This is a genomic window from Legionella sainthelensi, from assembly GCF_900637685.1.
GTDB classification, from domain to species: Bacteria; Pseudomonadota; Gammaproteobacteria; order Legionellales; family Legionellaceae; genus Legionella; species Legionella sainthelensi.
The window spans coordinates 286,466-302,500 of record NZ_LR134388.1; the positions used below are offsets into that span (position 1 = coordinate 286,466).

Genomic DNA, 16,035 nt, shown 5'->3' on the forward strand with positions numbered 1-16,035 from the left:
ATACGCAGATAATAAAGTTACTGCAGAAAGGGGATTAAAATATGGCGGATGTGACGGTTAAGCAATTAGCTCAAGTTGTGGGTATTCCGGTTGAGCGCCTATTGAACCAGTTACAGGAAGCAGGATTATCTTTTAAAGATGATCAACAAACTGTGAATGAAGAGCAAAAACGAATTCTTCTCAATCACTTGAAGAAAACTTCTTTGCGCGATACGAATGTCGCGCCTGAAAGAATTACTTTAAGACGAAAAAGCTTATCGCAAGTAACTATTGGCCATGATGCTTATAGTGGAAAGACCGTTAATATTGAAGTTCGCAAAAAGAAAGTTTTTGTCAAGCGAAGTCCTGTCATAGAGCAACCTGAACCCGAAGAGCCTATAGTCACCGCAGAAGAAATTGTACCCGAACAACAGCCTGAGGAAATTGTGCTTGAAACTTCTTCTATAGAAGAATCTACAGAATCAGTTCTTGAAGCAGCACAGACGCCATCTGAAACAAATGTGGAACAGAATCAAGAAACACAAAATGAAGAGCCTGTCAGTGAAGAAGAAAAGGTAGAACAATTTTTAGAAAAGTCGGTGTCGGATACTACTGAAGAGACCTCTGCGCTTGAAGAAATAGCTGAGCTATCACTAAAAGAAGATCATAAACTTGAAAAGCCTATTAAGAAGAAACACACAGAGCAGGTACCTGAGCCTGATTCATCTGATTTTAGAAAAGCTAAGAAAAAGCCAAAATACCAAACTTACGATCGTGATGAAGAGGATCAAGAGACTCATAGACGCGGTGGGCGTAGTAAATTCAAAAAACGTAAGGGAACTGAAAAGTCTGATAAATATAGAGAAGCTGAGGAATCATTAAAGCATGGTTTCGCTTTGCCAACTGCACCCGTAGTAAGAGAAGTTTTACTTCCAGAAACGATTACCGTTGCTGAATTGGCGAAAAGAATGTCAGTAAAAGCTGCAGAAGTGATAAAAGTTATGATGTCCCTTGGTGCAATGGCTACTATAAACCAAGTGATTGATCAAGAAACTGCAGTGATTGTTATTGAAGAAATGGGCCATAAAGCCCGTGTTATTAAAGAAGACGCAATCGAGGCCGGTTTAGGTGAGTCTATTACTGAGGGAAGCCATCACGAATCTAGGGCTCCTGTTGTGACGATTATGGGGCATGTTGATCATGGAAAAACATCTTTACTTGACTATATTCGTCGTACTAAAGTTGCTTCAGGTGAAGCAGGCGGTATTACCCAACATATAGGTGCTTACCATGTGAGTACCCCTAAAGGCGATATCACCTTCCTAGATACACCAGGCCATGCTGCATTTACAGCGATGCGAGCTCGTGGAGCTAAAGTAACTGATATTGTAATTTTGATTGTTGCAGCAGATGATGGAGTTAAGCCCCAAACTGTAGAAGCAATCCAGCATGCAAAAGCGGCAAAAGTACCCATCATAGTTGCTATTAATAAAATGGACAAACCCGATGCTGATCCAGAACGAGTTATGAATGAATTGACGGTTCATGAAGTGATTCCAGAAGCATGGGGTGGAGATACTATGTTTGTTAATATTTCTGCTAAATCTGGAATGGGGATGATGATTTACTTGATTCAATACTATTGCAATCAGAAGTTTTAGAGCTAACTGCATTTACTGATGGTGCTGCAAAAGGTGTAGTTATTGAATCTCGTTTAGATAAAGGAAGGGGGCCCGTTGCTACTGTATTGGTGCAAAGTGGTACCTTGCGTAAAGGTGATATTCTTCTCGCCGGTTTCCAATATGGCCGCGTACGTGCTTTAGTAGGCGATAATGGTGATATGGTAGAGCATGCAGGCCCCTCGATTCCAGTAGAGGTACTTGGCCTATCTGCAATCCCTCATGCAGGAGATGAAGCTGTAGTGGTTTCTGATGAGAAAAAAGCTCGAGAAGTAGCTTTATTCCGCCAAGGTAAATTCCGTGATGTAAAACTTGCGAGACGCCAAAAGTCAACAATTGAAGGCATCATGGAAAATATGGCTGCTGGAGAATCTAAAGCACTGAATGTTGTCCTCAAGGCTGATGTACAAGGATCTCTTGAAGCAATTTCCGATGCTTTAGTGAAATTATCTACTGATGAAGTTAAAGTTGCTGTTATATCTAGTGGTGTAGGCGGTATTACCGAGTCGGATGTTCATCTTGCGATTGCATCTGATGCAATTTTAGTTGGTTTTAACGTGCGGGCAGATAGTAGTGCTAAAAAACTTGCGGAACACGAATCGGTACCAATACATTATTACAGTGTTATTTATGACATCGTTGATCAAATTAAAGGTGCTTTATCGGGAATGCTTGCACCACAATTTAAAGAGGAAATTGTTGGTACCGCCGAAGTTCGTGACGTATTTAAGTCACCCAAAATTGGTGCAATCGCCGGTTGCATGGTTGTAGAAGGAGTGATTAAGCGTAACAATCCTATTCGTGTGTTGCGGGCTAATGTGGTTATTTACGAAGGTACTTTAGAATCTTTACGAAGATTTAAGGATGATGTTATTGAAGTTCGCCAAGGATTTGAATGCGGTATTGGCGTGAAAAATTACAATGACGTGAGACCAGGTGATTTAATCGAAGTATATGAAACAGTTGAAATTAAGCGTGATCTATAGATGAGTCATAATTTTAAACGTACAGACAGAGTAGCTGAAATGATTCAGCGAAAGCTGGCTCAGATTATACCGAAAGAAGTAAAAGATCCACGACTAACTGGATTTGTGACTATATCAGCAGTGAAAGTTGCTGCTGACTTGGGGCATGCTAAAGTGTATTTTACAGTGCTTAATGACGATCGTGAAATGGTCGCATCCATTTTAAATGCAGCTTCAAGTTATTTACGTAGTGTTTTAGCGCGTAGCATTACCTTACGTACAGTTCCACAACTTCATTTCGTTTATGATGAGTCAATTGAGTATGGACAACGATTGAGTCGGTTAATTGATAAAGTAGCGCCGCCTGATGACCATGAAAGTGAGTAGTACTTCATCAACAAAAATTGATGGAATTCTTTTGCTTAATAAACCGCAAGGAATGACATCTAATTATGCGTTACAAAAAGTAAAAAGATTATTAAGTGCTAAAAAAGCAGGGCATACTGGGAGCTTAGACCCTCTTGCTACAGGCATGTTACCTATCTGTTTTGGTGAAGCAACAAAAATTTGTCAGTTTTTGCTTGAAGCAGATAAATGTTATCAGACTACCGGTTTGCTAGGTATTAAGACAAATACCGCCGATGCAACAGGCGAAGAAATTGCGCGAGTAGATATGTTTACAATTTCTTCGCAGCAGTTAATTGAAGTTCTAGAAAAGCATAAGGGCGTTATAAAACAGGTGCCATCTATGTTTTCTGCATTAAAACATCAGGGAACTCCACTTTATTGTTTCGCTCGAAAAGGGATAGATATAGAGCGACCCGCTCGTGAAATTTTGATCAGCGAGTTGGAACTCAATGCATTTGATGGGGTACAGTTTTCTTTGACGGTAACTTGCAGCAAAGGAACCTATATTCGAAATTTGGTGGAAGATATCGGTGATGTATTAGGAGTTGGAGCACATGTGACTCACTTACATCGAGTCTATACTGCTGGCTTAAATGATATGCCTATGTATTCTCTTGATGAATTAGAGGCAATGTCTTTGACCGAAAGAAAAGCTTGTTTAATTCCTATAGATAGGGCTGTTGGTTATCTTGAGCAAGTGACGCTTTTGGACGATGAAGTGATTACTATACGGCAGGGTAGAGTAATCACAAATAAAATAAATGTTGAACTGGCTGATTGTGTCCGTCTTTACGATGCAAGAGCACAATTTATTGGGTTGGGTGAGCGAAGCACCAATGGTACTATTAAAGCGAAACGGTTACTTTCTTTCTAATTTTTTCATTTTAGTTAACGAATGAAGCGAACTAAATATGAAATTTTTGCACAAAATTAATTTGTAGTACTTGTTTCGTTGACTTTGCCTTGGTAGAATGTTTGCCTTTGAATGAACACATAGTAGTTCCGGGAGTGTATAATGTCGCTAAATAGCGCGGATAAAGCAGCAATTGTAAAAGATTACCAACGTTCTGATAAAGATACTGGTTCACCTGAAGTTCAGGTTTCTATCATTACAAGCCGTATCAAATATTTAACAGAGCATTTTAAAGAACATAAGAAAGATTTTCATTCTCGACGTGGGCTACAAGAGTTAGTGAATAAGCGTCGCAAATTATTAAAATATTTAAAGCGTAAAAATGGAGCACGTTATCAAACATTAATCCAATCTTTAGAATTGAGAGATTCTTATTGATTAATGGGCAAAAACATTTCGTTAGAAATGTGCTTTATAAAAACAAATACTTTAAATAAAGGCGCAATTTTCTGCGCCTTTTTTTCGTTATAATTACTTAATGAGGGAGCTTACGTGGCGAAGTTTACAAAAGAAATAGCATTTGGTGACCACACTCTTATATTAGAAACTGGTGAAGTAGCACGACAAGCTGATGGAGCAGTTTTTGCCAGTATGAATGGTACCCAAGTGTTAGCTACTGTAGTTGGAAAAAAAGACGGTGGTGAAAACAGTGGATTTTTTCCTCTGACAGTAAATTACCAGGAAAAATTTTACGCTGTAGGAAAAATACCAGGGGGATTTAACAAACGCGAAGGCAGACCTACAGAACTCGAAACATTAATTTCTAGACTGATTGATCGTCCTATTCGGCCTCTATTTCCTGAGGGCTTTTGTAACGAAGTGCAAGTAATAGCTACAGTTCTTTCATTAAATCCTGAAGTGTCTCCTGACATCGTAGCAATGATAGCCTCATCTGCTGCTTTAGCTCTTTCTGGGGTTCCATTTAATGGACCAATTGGCGCTGCCCGTGTTGGTTACCGAGATGGTATTTATTTATTAAACCCAAGTAGAAAAGAGCTGGAACACTCTAAATTAGATCTGGTTGTTGCTGGAACTAAAAGTGCTATTTTGATGGTTGAGTCAGAAGCTAAAGAATTAAGTGAAGACATTATGCGCGGAGCGATCATGTTCGGTCATGAAATGATGAAGAATGTGATTAAAGGAATAGAAGAACTGGCTGCTCAAGGAGGCAAGGCGCGTTGGGACTGGAGTCCTCGTGAGGTAGATGTGAATTTGCAGTCACGTGTGTCTGATATGATAAAACATGAAGTTGAAGCTGCTTATCTTATCAAAGACAAACAAGAGCGTTATCAACGCTTAGCCGAATTAAAAGACCAGACTATTACAGCGTTACAAGCCGAAAATGAAGAATTGAATGCTGATATCATCAGTAATCTATTTGTTGAGCTAGAGAGCGCCACAGTCAGAAATCGCATACTTGATGGAGAGCCTCGAATTGATGGTCGGGATTGTAAAACAGTACGACCTATAGCGATTCGCACAAAGTTACTAGAAAGAGCTCATGGCTCTGTTTTATTCACCCGCGGCGAGACCCAAGCTATAGTTGTTGCTACTTTGGGAAATGAGCGGGATGCGCAAATACTTGATAACATTACTGGAGAAACAAAAGACCGCTTCATGCTCCATTACAACTTTCCTCCTTATTCAGTAGGGGAAACGGGTATGATTGGCAGTCCTAAGCGCAGAGAAATCGGACATGGCCGTTTAGCAAAACGTGCGATTATGGCCGTTCTACCAGAGTCAAATGAATTCCCTTATGTTCTAAGAGTTGTTTCAGAAATTACTGAATCGAACGGTTCAAGTTCTATGGCTACAGTTTGTGGCACAAGTTTGGCACTTATGGATGCCGGTGTTCCGCTCAAAGCACCTGTTGCTGGAGTTGCAATGGGTTTGATTAAAGAAGGTGATCGTTATGCTGTTCTTACTGATATATTGGGGGATGAAGATCATTTAGGTGACATGGATTTCAAAGTAGCTGGTACAGAGCATGGAATCACTGCGTTACAAATGGACATCAAAATTCAGGGAATCACCAGTGAAATTATGGAACAAGCTCTAGATCAAGCTTTGGCAGGACGTATGCACATTCTTGGAGTAATGAATAATGCATTAGCAGAGCATAGGGAAGAACTATCACAACATGCTCCTAGAATTACTACCATGAAAGTTGCTGAAGATAAGATTCGCACAATTATTGGTAAAGGTGGCGCGACAATCAAAGGTCTTATTGATAGTACTGGAGTTTCTATCGATATAGATGATACAGGTGTCGTGCAATTATTTTCACCTGACTTGCAGGCATTAGAAGAAGCTCAAAAGCAAATTAAATCTTTAATCGCTGAAATTGAAGTGGGTCAAACTTATCAAGGTAAAGTGAGTAAAATCGTTGATTTTGGTGCCTTCATCAATCTATTACCTGGCAAAGATGGATTGCTGCACATTTCGCAAATCTGTAATGATAGAGCTCAAAAAGTCGATACCGTTTTACAAGAAGGACAGGAAATAGAAGTGTTTGTTGCTGGTATTGATAAACAAGGCAGGGTGAAACTTGAATGGAAAGATAAACCAAAGAATGAAGAAGCAGCGACACTCGTTGAAGAAGGTAGTCCTGAGCCATCAAGTGTAGAGGCCTCTCAAGACAGTAATGAGGAAGAGTAGTTTTAGTGATTTGCATCATATCATGATGTGCGTCTAACCTAGGCCCGACATAAAAAATAAGATGTATTTGTGTCGGGCCTAGGTTTTTAGCTTGGTGCGCTATCAAAATGTGGCATAAATGATGTACGCAACATATCTTTGAAGCCTTTTCACGTAACCTGAGCTGAAATTCATTTTTATACAAAGACGCAAGCATCGCCCTTGAGCAGGTAGAAATCAGAAATTCCTAACTTGAGCCTAAGAGACATTGATTCAGCAGGGAGTAATGCTTTTACGTACCTATAAAGAAAATGAAAAGATCCGTGAAATAATTATTGACTCGAAATAAACATAAGTGAGGTATCATCTATGCATTTTATGTATTATCTCGGATTAGGAAACATTCAGATTCTTCAATGTTTATTTCCCATGAATTAAAGTCAAAAACTCAGACCTACTTGTTGGGTTATTACGCATGTCACCAAGCATTACAGAAGTTGTCATCACCGAGTTTTGTTTTTCCACGCCACGCATCATCATGCAAAGGTGTTTTGCTTCAATAACAACGGCTACACCACGTGCGCCAGTAATTGATTCAATACAATTGGCTATTTCTGTAGTTAGGCGCTCTTGAATTTGTAACCGTCTTGCAAAATAATCAACGATACGTGCTATTTTAGACAAGCCAATTACTTTTCCATGAGGGAGGTACCCAACATGACATTTGCCAAGGAAGGGGAGTAGATGGTGTTCACACATTGAATACATTTCTATATCTTTGACTATAACCATTTCGCTCATATCAGATTCGAATAGAGCGCCATTGATAATGTCCTCAAGATTCTCTTGATAGCCTTTAGTCAAGTAATGCATTGCGTTTGCTGCACGTGCAGGAGTATCTATCAAACCCTCACGAGTTACATCTTCACCAATTAGTTTTAATAGTTCTGTATATAATTGTTCCATAGTAATTCCTAACCTGGTGGCCAAGTCATGTGACGTCCGCCCAGTAAATGTAAATGAATATGATACACTGTCTGGCCTCCGTCGGAATTGATGTTAAGAACTAATCGATAGCCTGAATCACTAATTCCTTCAGCGTGAGCAATTTTTTTTGCCCTTAACATCATTTTTCCCAACAGGGTTTGGTGTTCATCGCTGGCATCATTCAACGTAGAAATATGCTGCTTTGGTATTATCAGTACATGCTTAGGAGCTTGCGGATTCAGATCACGAAATGCCATTATCTCATCATCTTCAAAAACTACTGATGCAGGGATTGCACCTTGTGCAATTTTGCAAAACAAGCAATTCATAAGCAATCTCATTATTATGTATAAATAAGCTATTATACATTGCTAACTTATATTGCAACAGCTTATCTTTGCCTTTTGGCATGATTTTTCGCATAATAGCCGCCATATGTACCTTTCACAATTTTAGGTCAAATTTATTTTGTGAGAGCTTATTCATTTTTATTCGATTATTAAAGGGAGGGGGAATCAATGAGTTTAATGAAAATCAGTAGTGGTCGCGATTTACCAAAAGAAATTAATGTGGTTATAGAAATTCCTATGCACAGTGAACCAGTAAAATATGAAATGAATAAAGAATCCGGAGTGTTATTCGTGGATCGCTTTTTGACAACGCCCATGTTTTATCCTGCTAATTATGGCTATATTCCTCAGACTTTATCTGAAGATGGAGATCCTGTAGATGTGCTTGTTGTAACTCCGGTTCCTTTGGTCGGTGGGTCTGTTATTCCATGCAGAGCGGTAGGAATGTTAAAAATGACGGATGAATCCGGTATTGATGCTAAGATCCTAGCTGTACCGACAAACAAGTTAACTAAAATTTATGAGTCCATTCAATCCTATGAAAGCTTGCCTCAGCATTTATTGCGATCAGTAGAACATTTTTTCAGCCATTACAAAGACTTAGAAGAAGGGAAATGGGTGAAACTCGATGGTTGGGTTGGCCCTGACGAGGCTTTCAAAGAAATTTTATCCAGCGTTTCTCGTTTTAATGAGAATAAATAACGTTTTAAGATGAGTAAATTCACCAGCATAATACAAACCACATTGGTTTAAGCGTGCAGCATTACCTGAATATTAATACGTTATGTTATAAATGCTCAGGTAAATGCTGTGCTTCTGTGTAGGCATCATTTGATATAATTATAATGAATAATGACACATTCTTAGCGAATAGCGTCGGGCTGTAGATCCACATACCTAAAGTTGGTATGGTGCTGAGCACATCTTGGCTTATTTCCTTCTTGGAAATGCAGTGGCGTGAACTGTAGGACTCTGCTACTTTTTCTGGAATTTTCTGACGAACCTGATTTTGGGACTTATTCCTCATCTCGCTTTCTTTCAAACCATGTGATACTTTATTTCCTGTTCTAAAAGCTTAAGGAAACTCGGTGGAACTTCATCTTTCTACTCTATCCATCCTATTATTATTTTTAATCTTACTGGCTGCTTTTTTTGCTGGTACTGAAATCGGAATGATGTCTATTAATCGGTACAAATTAAAACATCTAGTAAAGAAAGGAAACAAGCAAGCCATTAGAGTGAATCAGATTCTTGCCCGTCCGGATCGATTATTAAGTGTGGTGTTAATCGGTAATACATTGGCCAATATTTTTGCCTCAACAATAGCAACTTTGATTGGCCAGCATCTCTATGGGGATGTTGGAATTGCTGTAGCAACAGCTCTTTTAACACTAGTCATCTTAGTATTTTCGGAAATGATTCCTAAAACATTTGCTGCCATTCACCCCCAAAAAGTTGCTTTTGCCACGTCGTTGCCATTAAGAATTTTGCAATGGATTTTTGCGCCTTTAGTCTATGTAAGCAGTTCAATGTCTAACGGGGTCTTACGCTTATTCCGTGTCTCTGTGGATAAAATGCAAAAAGAAGCATTAACCGGTGAAGAATTACGCTCAGTAGTTCATGAGGCGGGGGGATTATTGCCTGTTGAGCATAAAAGCATGTTGATTAGTCTCTTAGATTTAGAAACAGCCACAGTGGAAGACATCATGATTCCTAAATCAGAGATTGTTGGGATCGATATCGAAAAACCTTGGTCAGAAATATTGGAGCAATTGGAAACTGCAAAGCATACCAGACTACCTTTATACCGTGATTCAGTAGATGATTTAGTAGGAATGATTCACATGCGCGATGCTTTAAATCTGGCTATAGAAGATAAATTGGATCTTAATAGTTTACTGCATGCAGCGGATGAGCCCTATTATATTCCTGAGGCTACCCCATTAAATGTCCAGCTCTCGAATTTTAAAAAAATGAAAAAGCGCAGCTCTTTTGTGGTTGATGAATATGGAAACATTCAAGGATTAGTCACAATGGAAGATATTCTTGAAGAGATTGTAGGTGAGTTTACTACAGATGTAGCTGCATTGAGTCGAGATATCACGCCTCAAAATGATGGCTCAGTTATTGTGGATGCGAGTTTAACGTTACGCCATTTAAATCGATTAATGGGGTGGCAATTACCGCATATCGGCCCCAAAACTTTAAGTGGCTTAATTGTTGAATATCTTGGCTACATTCCACCAGCAGAATCATGTTTAACTATAGACAGTTATCGTATTGAAATATTAAAAGTAGGAGATAATACGATTAAAAGTGTGAAAATGTTTAAAATAGGTAAAAAGCCACAAATTCTAGAGCTTTTTGCAACAAAAAAATAGTTGCCTTGCAGCGTTGTATTGAACTTAGTGCGTGGTGCTCGTTCCATTCAAGGGATGTGGTTCAAACAGATATACATGAATACATTTCCAGGAGTTGCTTGTCCCGCTTCTAAGACTATAAAAATTAAGACCTTATATCACTTTCTTTTAACGCGATGACTTGTGCGGTAAACATATAGCCGCCGTTGCGAATAGTTTTAATTAATGCAGGTTTTTTTGCATCCACCTCGATTTTTTGACGCAGTCTGCTTATTTGTACATCAATTCTTCGATCAAAAGGATTTAGATCGCTATTTTTAGTAATTTGTAATAAAAGCTCTCGATCTAAAACTCGTTGTGGTTGTTGAACAAAAGTGAGTAATAAATCATACTCCCCTGCACTTAATGACAATTCTTGATGGTCATCGCGAAAAACTTGTCTGGATGCAGGATAAAGTTTCCAGTTGGAAAAAATAAGCACTTCTTTTTCATACTCAATGTGGTGTTGTGCTCTTAAAACACGCCGATTAATGGCACTTATTCGCGCATGCAGCTCCCTGGGATAAAGAGGCTTTACTATGAAATCATCAGCCCCTGCTTCGAGTACTTGAATACATGCATCTTCATCTGCGGTACCGTTTATCACTAATAAAGGTACAGGATAGTTTGTATAAAACTGATGAATCATCTGCGGATCACTTTTTAAAATCGACCAATGAATTAGAATTGCTGCAGGTACTCCTGATATATTTTGCATTGGTTCAAGCTGTTTTTTTTGAACTATTTTTATATTAAATTGTGCAAAATAATTTTTTAGCTCGTCACTGATTGGATCTTCATCAATAAATAGCAGATAGCTTGATTGTAGCATTAGACTCTCTAGGTTTAGGCATGATATTGATGCCTAATTTTGGCAAGTTTATTGTCTGCTTGCAATTATTTTCGATACTCGTAAGTTCAAAATCCCATTATGCTATTGCAACATTAATTAGGTTCTTTTGGCCAATAGCCCTTATGGCCTACGTGCTTTATGCAACACGTAGGAGTAAAGTGAATAGCAACAACTCTTATTGTTTTTTCTTTTTTTCTAATAATATGGTTCGTAATAATTGAATGACAAAAGCACCTAATTTTCTTTCTCTGCCAGATTGAGTCAGCGGGATGCCAATCTTTCTTGAGATTTTGGCCTTTAAAGCAGAGATACCAACAAGTCTTTTCCAGGAAAAACCGCCACGATTCATTTTTACTCCTTTATAACAAATTAATAAATCGGATTATCCTAGAAAAATCAACTCAGTTCTACTGAGTCAGCTGCTATTAAGTTTTATACATTGTGCAAGATAGTTTTGCCCAGTCCAGTCGTCTATTTGCGTACACTTTTTTACCGAACTTTATGTGTATTTTATTCCGAACTTAATGCATACGCTATAAAGTTAAGGTAAAGGCAAAAAGAGTTTTTTTCCATAAAACTGATGGAGTTGTAGATACATTTGAGCAGCAGGTGTGGCTTTCGCAAAGTTGCTTTTTAGATCATCATCCCAGGCACCAGTAGAGAGGTTTTGAATCACGGGTATATAATTCTTATCATCGGGGTAAAGGACCAGCACCCAATTATTTTTGATTATTCCATAGAGCTTTTGCTTTTCAAAATATTGCATTTTATTAGGTTTAATTTCAAGCTCCCCTGTTTCAGGGTTAACCATATAAAATAAATGACCAATATTTATGGATTTCTCTTTTGATAATTTTTGGTTAGGGAATATGCCGCTTTCAATAAAAAACGTCCGTTTTGGTAAAATATAGTTAGGATTCAGCACGGCAGGAAGTAATGAAATTCCATCCATTTTTTGCTTATTTTGCAAATGTAGAAAATCGAGAATTGTAGGTGAAAGATCAATTAATGCAACTCTCGTGTTAATTTTGTCATCCTTTGTAATTAATTGTCCGTTTTTATAAATTCTGAAAGCCAATACATTATGATACTGTTTAGGACTTAATATATCTGAACCATGACCTGCACTTTTATTTAAATCAGTAGCGGTTTTTTCTTTGAGGTATTCTGCAAATTTGCTAGGAAGCGATCCTTGATAATTAGAATAATTAGTTAAACGAGAGTTAGGATGGTACAACACTTCCCCATGATCGCTTAACACGATTAGAAGACAGTTATCCAAATAATGATTTTCTTGTAAGTACATGAAAAAAGATTCAAATTGTTTATCGACTTTTTTTAAAGCTTGTTGATAAAGAACATCTCTTTTCTCAAGACTAAATTCATTATTAACTTGTTCAGGTAAGGATGATGCCCATGCATAAGGCCAGTGCGGGAGTGTGAAATGAACTCCCAAAAAAACCGGCATAGTGTGTACCTCTGAGGCGAGGTCGTGTTTTAATTTAGTTGTAAATGTTTGTGGGTAGTAAGAGAAATAACTCGCTCGATTACTGTAATTATAAGGAAATAGCCAGGAGCCAATTCGAAAGTTAATTAGCAGATTAGAGAGTGGCAAATCATTAGACGTTCCAAGAATGACATCATTAATACCGAGCTTAGGACCAATAACGTCTTCAAACCCAAACTCCTTGTCTATATTATTAAATCGCCTGTCGTCTGTCGCATAAATTGTGGTGTATCCTTGTCTTTTAAGCATCCAAGCGATACTTAACTCACTTTTGACCATATCTTTTGCTACTAAATTTTCTTCGCCATGATGATGTTCTGCATATAATCCCGTTAAAATACTTGACCATGCAGGGTAGGTCCTTGCAAGTGGGCTGATTGAATCAGTAAATTGAGTGCTTTGGTTTACTAGTTTAGAGAAAAAAGGCATGCTTTTGGAGTTAACACTATCTGGACTTAGGGAATCTATTCCTAATAAGATAATGTTAGGTTTTTCACTAGTAGAGGGTTGGCTAGGTTGATTATGAGTCAGATTTACGATTAAAGGAAGAATGGCTATGACTGCTAACGTATATAAACTTTTTCGATAAATAATGCCGTTAATGATTAAAAGGCTTAATCCTGATACTGAAACGCTTAATACTATAAGCATAAATGATTCTGGTATTGGAGGTGAAAAGAGTTTGCTAAATATACTAAGTGGAAAATAATAGCTATTTGCACTTAGTATGGCGCAAACACTGAGTACCCAAATAATAATAATCCATTGCTGCTCAGAAAAATAATGCCATGAGCGTTTTAGTATTCCAATAAGCAGAAATGTCTGAATTAATGACAATAGTATATAAAGAGAGAGGTGAATTATGAACGTTGTGATTAATTCTATCCAAATTTGTGTCGGAAGTTTTATCGCATTAACAAAACTACTGTTGTTGGTATAAACCAATGCTAACTGCAAAACAAAAAAACATAAATTGAATAAAATAAAGTACGTAAAATAGGAAAATACTTCATTAGTTTTTTCATTAGAAATCTTAATACGACTATTTATATTTATAAGTCAATTATAGATCTTAAAATTAAAAATAGGGCGAGCCTACATACTTTTTTCATCAAAGATCGGTCGTAGGACTATTAATATGCCAATTATAGATATAACCATCAATACTATTGATATGCTTCAGTTGACTTTGTAACGGTTCATTAGCAAATATTAATAAATGAAAAACTACATCTTGTTTTGTGCCGCCAAAGTCCTCTTCATACCATTCATAGATTTTAGAAGTTATGAGATTTCCCTCGACAACATGCACTCCTCTAAGAGAATTAATATAAGTTGTAGCCGCTTGATTTAATTGTTCTTCTAGCTTATTTCCTTGATAGGCTTTTCTACTTAAGTTTGGAGCCCCGATAGTGGCATTATTTAAAGCATAATGAGTACGAGGATCGTTCCAAACCGCTCTAATAATACGATTATTGATATCATCCAGAGTTAAAGGAGTACTCTTAATCGTGATTAAATTAGCTCCCCAAGGACCTACACTGAATAAACCGGGCGAAATATTAATTTCTTGAATTGTAGTAATAGGGTAATAGTTAGCAACAATTTGTACTGTCAACGCATTATAAACATTAATCCAATAAGCGAGTTGTTCATTACGGTTGTAATTATCAATATTGATTTCTGACATGCTTTTTAAATAATCTTTCAACAAGTTTAAATCTATTTGAGTCATATGGTTATAATCAACGAGATTGATATTTTCCTCATTAGTAATGACGCGACGGTTTAGAAAAGTTTGCCAAAGTTGATGGTTAATTACTTTATGTGATAATGGATTACTCACCTCCCATTTGGGCCATAAATTTTTATAAAAAGACGCGTTTGCTAAACCTGTAAAGAGGAGCATCAATAATAGGAAGAAAGATTTTTTCGTGATCTTTACTGGAGAGAAATTCTGTTTTTTTAACATGGCTCTTGAGTCTACATGTAACTGTGTATCCACACACTCGGGGTTCTCTTGTATCTTTCTGTCTAGGGTGAGCTTCGGAAAGAGTCTCATATACTTGTTACGGCATACTGATTTAAACATGGATTATTGCTCTGTTACGAAGAGCGTTCCCTATAGTATTACCATCCAAAAACTCTAATTCTCCGCCTGAAGGTATACCATGAGCTAACTGCGTCATATTTACTGGCTGATCACGCAAAAGTTGATGAATAAAATGGATGGTGGTTTGTCCTTCTACACTAGGACTCAACGCTAATATTACTTCTTTAATATTTTCTTGAATGATAAGCTCTTTGAGTCGTGGTAGCCCTATGTCATCCGGTCCTAATCCATCCAGTGGAGAGATTTTTCCCATAAGGACGAAATATTTACCTTTAAAGGCATTGCTTTGTTCTATAGCGGATACATCGGCTGGACTTTCTACGACACAAAGTAAGGAGGCGTCTCTATCTGCGTTTTGGCAGATAGCACAAAGGTTGTGCTCGGTGTAATTAGCACAACGCTCACAATGCTGTATTTGATTCATTGCTTGCTCCAAGCAAGAAGCCAGGAGCAATCCTCGCTGCCGTTGATGCTGGAGCAAGTGAAAAACCATACGTTGCGCAGATTTTGGGCCTACGCCTGGAAGACAGCGGAGTGCTTCGACCAAGCGAGTTAAAATATCCATGCTTAGGATTATTCCTTATCGCCCTTATCGCCACCCATTAAGTCAGTAGGAATATTAAGGCCTGCGGTTAATTGGCTGATTTTTTCTTTAGATGCTTTTTCAATTTTTCGTACGGCATCGTTAATAGCAGCTGCTACTAAATCTTCGAGCATTTCAACATCCTCTTCCATCATGGATGGTTTAATTTTCACTTCAGTCGCATCATGTCGGCCATTCATCTTAATTACTACCATGCCACCACCAGCTTCACCGGTAACCACTAATTGGCTTAACTGCTGTTGCGCTTCTTGCATGCGTTGTTGCATTTTTTGCGCTTCTTTCATTAGGTTACCAAGATTTTGATTCATATCCATTTGTTAGGACCTCATATGTTTAGGGTTTAAATCGCATATATTATAAGTCATCTTGTAATGAGACAATAGAATTTTTGACCAATTCTGCTGAAAATTCTTGCTGAAGTTGCTGGAATACGGGGTCATTAAGTAATGCACTTTCAGCATTTTTTTGTTTTTGTTGCATTATCTGTTCTTTTTGTTGAGCAGGGGAGGCTTGAACTGACTCATCGCTGTTTAGATTAATTTTTACCTGCTCTTGATAATATAGACTTAATGCACTTTCAATACGGGTGAGTACTGTGGGGGTAAAAAGGGATTGATGCCCCTTTGCTACACGTAAAGTGA

The 16,035-nt window shown here is 37.8% G+C and carries 16 protein-coding genes and 2 pseudogenes (1 of these 18 running past the window's edge); 8 read left to right on the forward strand and 10 right to left on the reverse strand.

All coding sequences use genetic code 11. From position 1 onward, the window contains the following. Positions 1-41: 41 nt before the first annotated feature. The 6 genes and pseudogenes from EL220_RS19870 to pnp form a co-directional block, all read left to right on the forward strand. A pseudogene (locus tag EL220_RS19870) lies at positions 42-431 on the forward strand (translation initiation factor IF-2 associated domain-containing protein); the annotation flags it as partial. Between the two features lie 198 nt (positions 432-629). Next, positions 630-2,644: pseudogene (gene infB, locus EL220_RS01200) on the forward strand (translation initiation factor IF-2); the annotation flags it as partial. After that, positions 2,645-3,010, forward strand: coding sequence for a 30S ribosome-binding factor RbfA (rbfA, locus tag EL220_RS01205; RefSeq protein ID WP_012978771.1), 366 nt, complete (start codon positions 2,645-2,647; stop codon positions 3,008-3,010). After that, positions 2,997-3,905, forward strand: coding sequence for a tRNA pseudouridine(55) synthase TruB (gene truB / locus EL220_RS01210; protein WP_027272543.1), 909 nt, complete (start codon positions 2,997-2,999; stop codon positions 3,903-3,905). Before rbfA ends, truB begins: the two co-directional genes overlap by 14 nt. Before the next feature lie 141 nt (positions 3,906-4,046). After that, positions 4,047-4,322 carry a 30S ribosomal protein S15 gene (gene rpsO / locus EL220_RS01215; protein ID WP_003633340.1) on the forward strand — a complete coding sequence of 92 codons (276 nt, stop codon included), beginning with the start codon at positions 4,047-4,049 and terminating at the stop codon, positions 4,320-4,322. Between the two features lie 114 nt (positions 4,323-4,436). Beyond that, positions 4,437-6,602 carry a polyribonucleotide nucleotidyltransferase gene (gene pnp, locus EL220_RS01220; protein WP_027272544.1) on the forward strand — a complete coding sequence of 722 codons (2,166 nt, stop codon included), beginning with the start codon at positions 4,437-4,439 and terminating at the stop codon, positions 6,600-6,602. A 399-nt stretch (positions 6,603-7,001) separates the two neighbouring features. Here the strand turns inward: pnp and folE are convergent, their stop codons facing one another. Together folE and EL220_RS01230 are read right to left on the reverse strand one after the other, a co-directional pair. Next, complete coding sequence (gene folE / locus EL220_RS01225; RefSeq protein WP_027272545.1) at positions 7,002-7,547, reverse strand: GTP cyclohydrolase I FolE; 546 nt, start codon at positions 7,545-7,547, stop codon at positions 7,002-7,004. Between the two features lie 8 nt (positions 7,548-7,555). Next, complete coding sequence (locus EL220_RS01230; RefSeq protein WP_027272546.1) at positions 7,556-7,897, reverse strand: histidine triad nucleotide-binding protein; 342 nt, start codon at positions 7,895-7,897, stop codon at positions 7,556-7,558. Positions 7,898-8,086: 189 nt separating this feature from the next. Between EL220_RS01230 and ppa the strand changes: the two genes are divergently transcribed. After that, positions 8,087-8,620, forward strand: coding sequence for an inorganic diphosphatase (ppa, locus tag EL220_RS01235; protein ID WP_027272547.1), 534 nt, complete (start codon positions 8,087-8,089; stop codon positions 8,618-8,620). A gap of 85 nt (positions 8,621-8,705) precedes the next feature. On the opposite strand, the gene EL220_RS01240 is transcribed toward ppa, so the two are convergent. Continuing rightward, positions 8,706-8,945 carry a hypothetical protein gene (locus EL220_RS01240; RefSeq protein WP_027272548.1) on the reverse strand — a complete coding sequence of 80 codons (240 nt, stop codon included), beginning with the start codon at positions 8,943-8,945 and terminating at the stop codon, positions 8,706-8,708. 61 nt (positions 8,946-9,006) lie between these two features. Here EL220_RS01240 and EL220_RS01245 point away from each other — a divergent pair, with 61 nt between their 5' ends. Then, positions 9,007-10,299, forward strand: a complete 1,293-nt coding sequence (locus EL220_RS01245) for an HlyC/CorC family transporter (protein ID WP_027272549.1) — start codon at positions 9,007-9,009, stop codon at positions 10,297-10,299. Between the two features lie 124 nt (positions 10,300-10,423). Here the strand turns inward: EL220_RS01245 and EL220_RS01250 are convergent, their stop codons facing one another. The 7 genes from EL220_RS01250 to dnaX form a co-directional block, all read right to left on the reverse strand. Beyond that, entirely contained in the window at positions 10,424-11,149 is a 726-nt protein-coding gene (locus EL220_RS01250; RefSeq protein WP_027272550.1) for a winged helix-turn-helix domain-containing protein, read from the reverse strand. Between the two features lie 196 nt (positions 11,150-11,345). Next, complete coding sequence (locus EL220_RS18100) at positions 11,346-11,519, reverse strand: hypothetical protein (RefSeq protein WP_164480581.1); 174 nt, start codon at positions 11,517-11,519, stop codon at positions 11,346-11,348. Between the two features lie 192 nt (positions 11,520-11,711). Beyond that, a complete protein-coding gene (locus EL220_RS01255) occupies positions 11,712-13,328 on the reverse strand; it encodes a sulfatase-like hydrolase/transferase (protein ID WP_232002569.1) in 1,617 nt (538 codons plus the stop codon). Positions 13,329-13,788: 460 nt separating this feature from the next. Further along, a complete protein-coding gene (locus EL220_RS01260; protein WP_035906707.1) occupies positions 13,789-14,649 on the reverse strand; it encodes a DUF547 domain-containing protein in 861 nt (286 codons plus the stop codon). 112 nt (positions 14,650-14,761) lie between these two features. Then, positions 14,762-15,355 carry a recombination mediator RecR gene (gene recR, locus EL220_RS01265; protein ID WP_027272553.1) on the reverse strand — a complete coding sequence of 198 codons (594 nt, stop codon included), beginning with the start codon at positions 15,353-15,355 and terminating at the stop codon, positions 14,762-14,764. Positions 15,356-15,363: 8 nt separating this feature from the next. Next, positions 15,364-15,708, reverse strand: a complete 345-nt coding sequence (locus EL220_RS01270; RefSeq protein WP_003633327.1) for a YbaB/EbfC family nucleoid-associated protein — start codon at positions 15,706-15,708, stop codon at positions 15,364-15,366. Between the two features lie 40 nt (positions 15,709-15,748). Next, positions 15,749-16,035, reverse strand: the 3' portion of a protein-coding gene (gene dnaX, locus EL220_RS01275; protein ID WP_027272554.1) for a DNA polymerase III subunit gamma/tau. The gene runs 1,363 nt beyond the window's last position; 287 of the gene's 1,650 nt are visible here — the last part of the coding sequence; its start codon lies off the right edge, out of view; it ends in the stop codon at positions 15,749-15,751.

What these genes read in the sequence shown, in the direction of transcription:
- rbfA (WP_012978771.1), top strand. Translation starts at nt 2,645, where the DNA reads ATGAGTCATAATTTTAAACGTACAGACAGAGTAGCTGAAATGATTCAG.
- truB (WP_027272543.1), top strand. Translation starts at nt 2,997, where the DNA reads ATGAAAGTGAGTAGTACTTCATCAACAAAAATTGATGGAATTCTTTTG.
- rpsO (WP_003633340.1), top strand. Translation starts at nt 4,047, where the DNA reads ATGTCGCTAAATAGCGCGGATAAAGCAGCAATTGTAAAAGATTACCAA.
- folE (WP_027272545.1), bottom strand. Translation starts at nt 7,547, where the DNA reads ATGGAACAATTATATACAGAACTATTAAAACTAATTGGTGAAGATGTA.
- EL220_RS01230 (WP_027272546.1), bottom strand. Translation starts at nt 7,897, where the DNA reads ATGAATTGCTTGTTTTGCAAAATTGCACAAGGTGCAATCCCTGCATCA.
- ppa (WP_027272547.1), top strand. Translation starts at nt 8,087, where the DNA reads ATGAGTTTAATGAAAATCAGTAGTGGTCGCGATTTACCAAAAGAAATT.
- EL220_RS01240 (WP_027272548.1), bottom strand. Translation starts at nt 8,945, where the DNA reads ATGAGGAATAAGTCCCAAAATCAGGTTCGTCAGAAAATTCCAGAAAAA.
- EL220_RS01250 (WP_027272550.1), bottom strand. Translation starts at nt 11,149, where the DNA reads ATGCTACAATCAAGCTATCTGCTATTTATTGATGAAGATCCAATCAGT.
- EL220_RS18100 (WP_164480581.1), bottom strand. Translation starts at nt 11,519, where the DNA reads ATGAATCGTGGCGGTTTTTCCTGGAAAAGACTTGTTGGTATCTCTGCT.
- EL220_RS01255 (WP_232002569.1), bottom strand. Translation starts at nt 13,328, where the DNA reads ATGCTTATAGTATTAAGCGTTTCAGTATCAGGATTAAGCCTTTTAATC.
- EL220_RS01260 (WP_035906707.1), bottom strand. Translation starts at nt 14,649, where the DNA reads ATGTTAAAAAAACAGAATTTCTCTCCAGTAAAGATCACGAAAAAATCT.
- recR (WP_027272553.1), bottom strand. Translation starts at nt 15,355, where the DNA reads ATGGATATTTTAACTCGCTTGGTCGAAGCACTCCGCTGTCTTCCAGGC.
- EL220_RS01270 (WP_003633327.1), bottom strand. Translation starts at nt 15,708, where the DNA reads ATGGATATGAATCAAAATCTTGGTAACCTAATGAAAGAAGCGCAAAAA.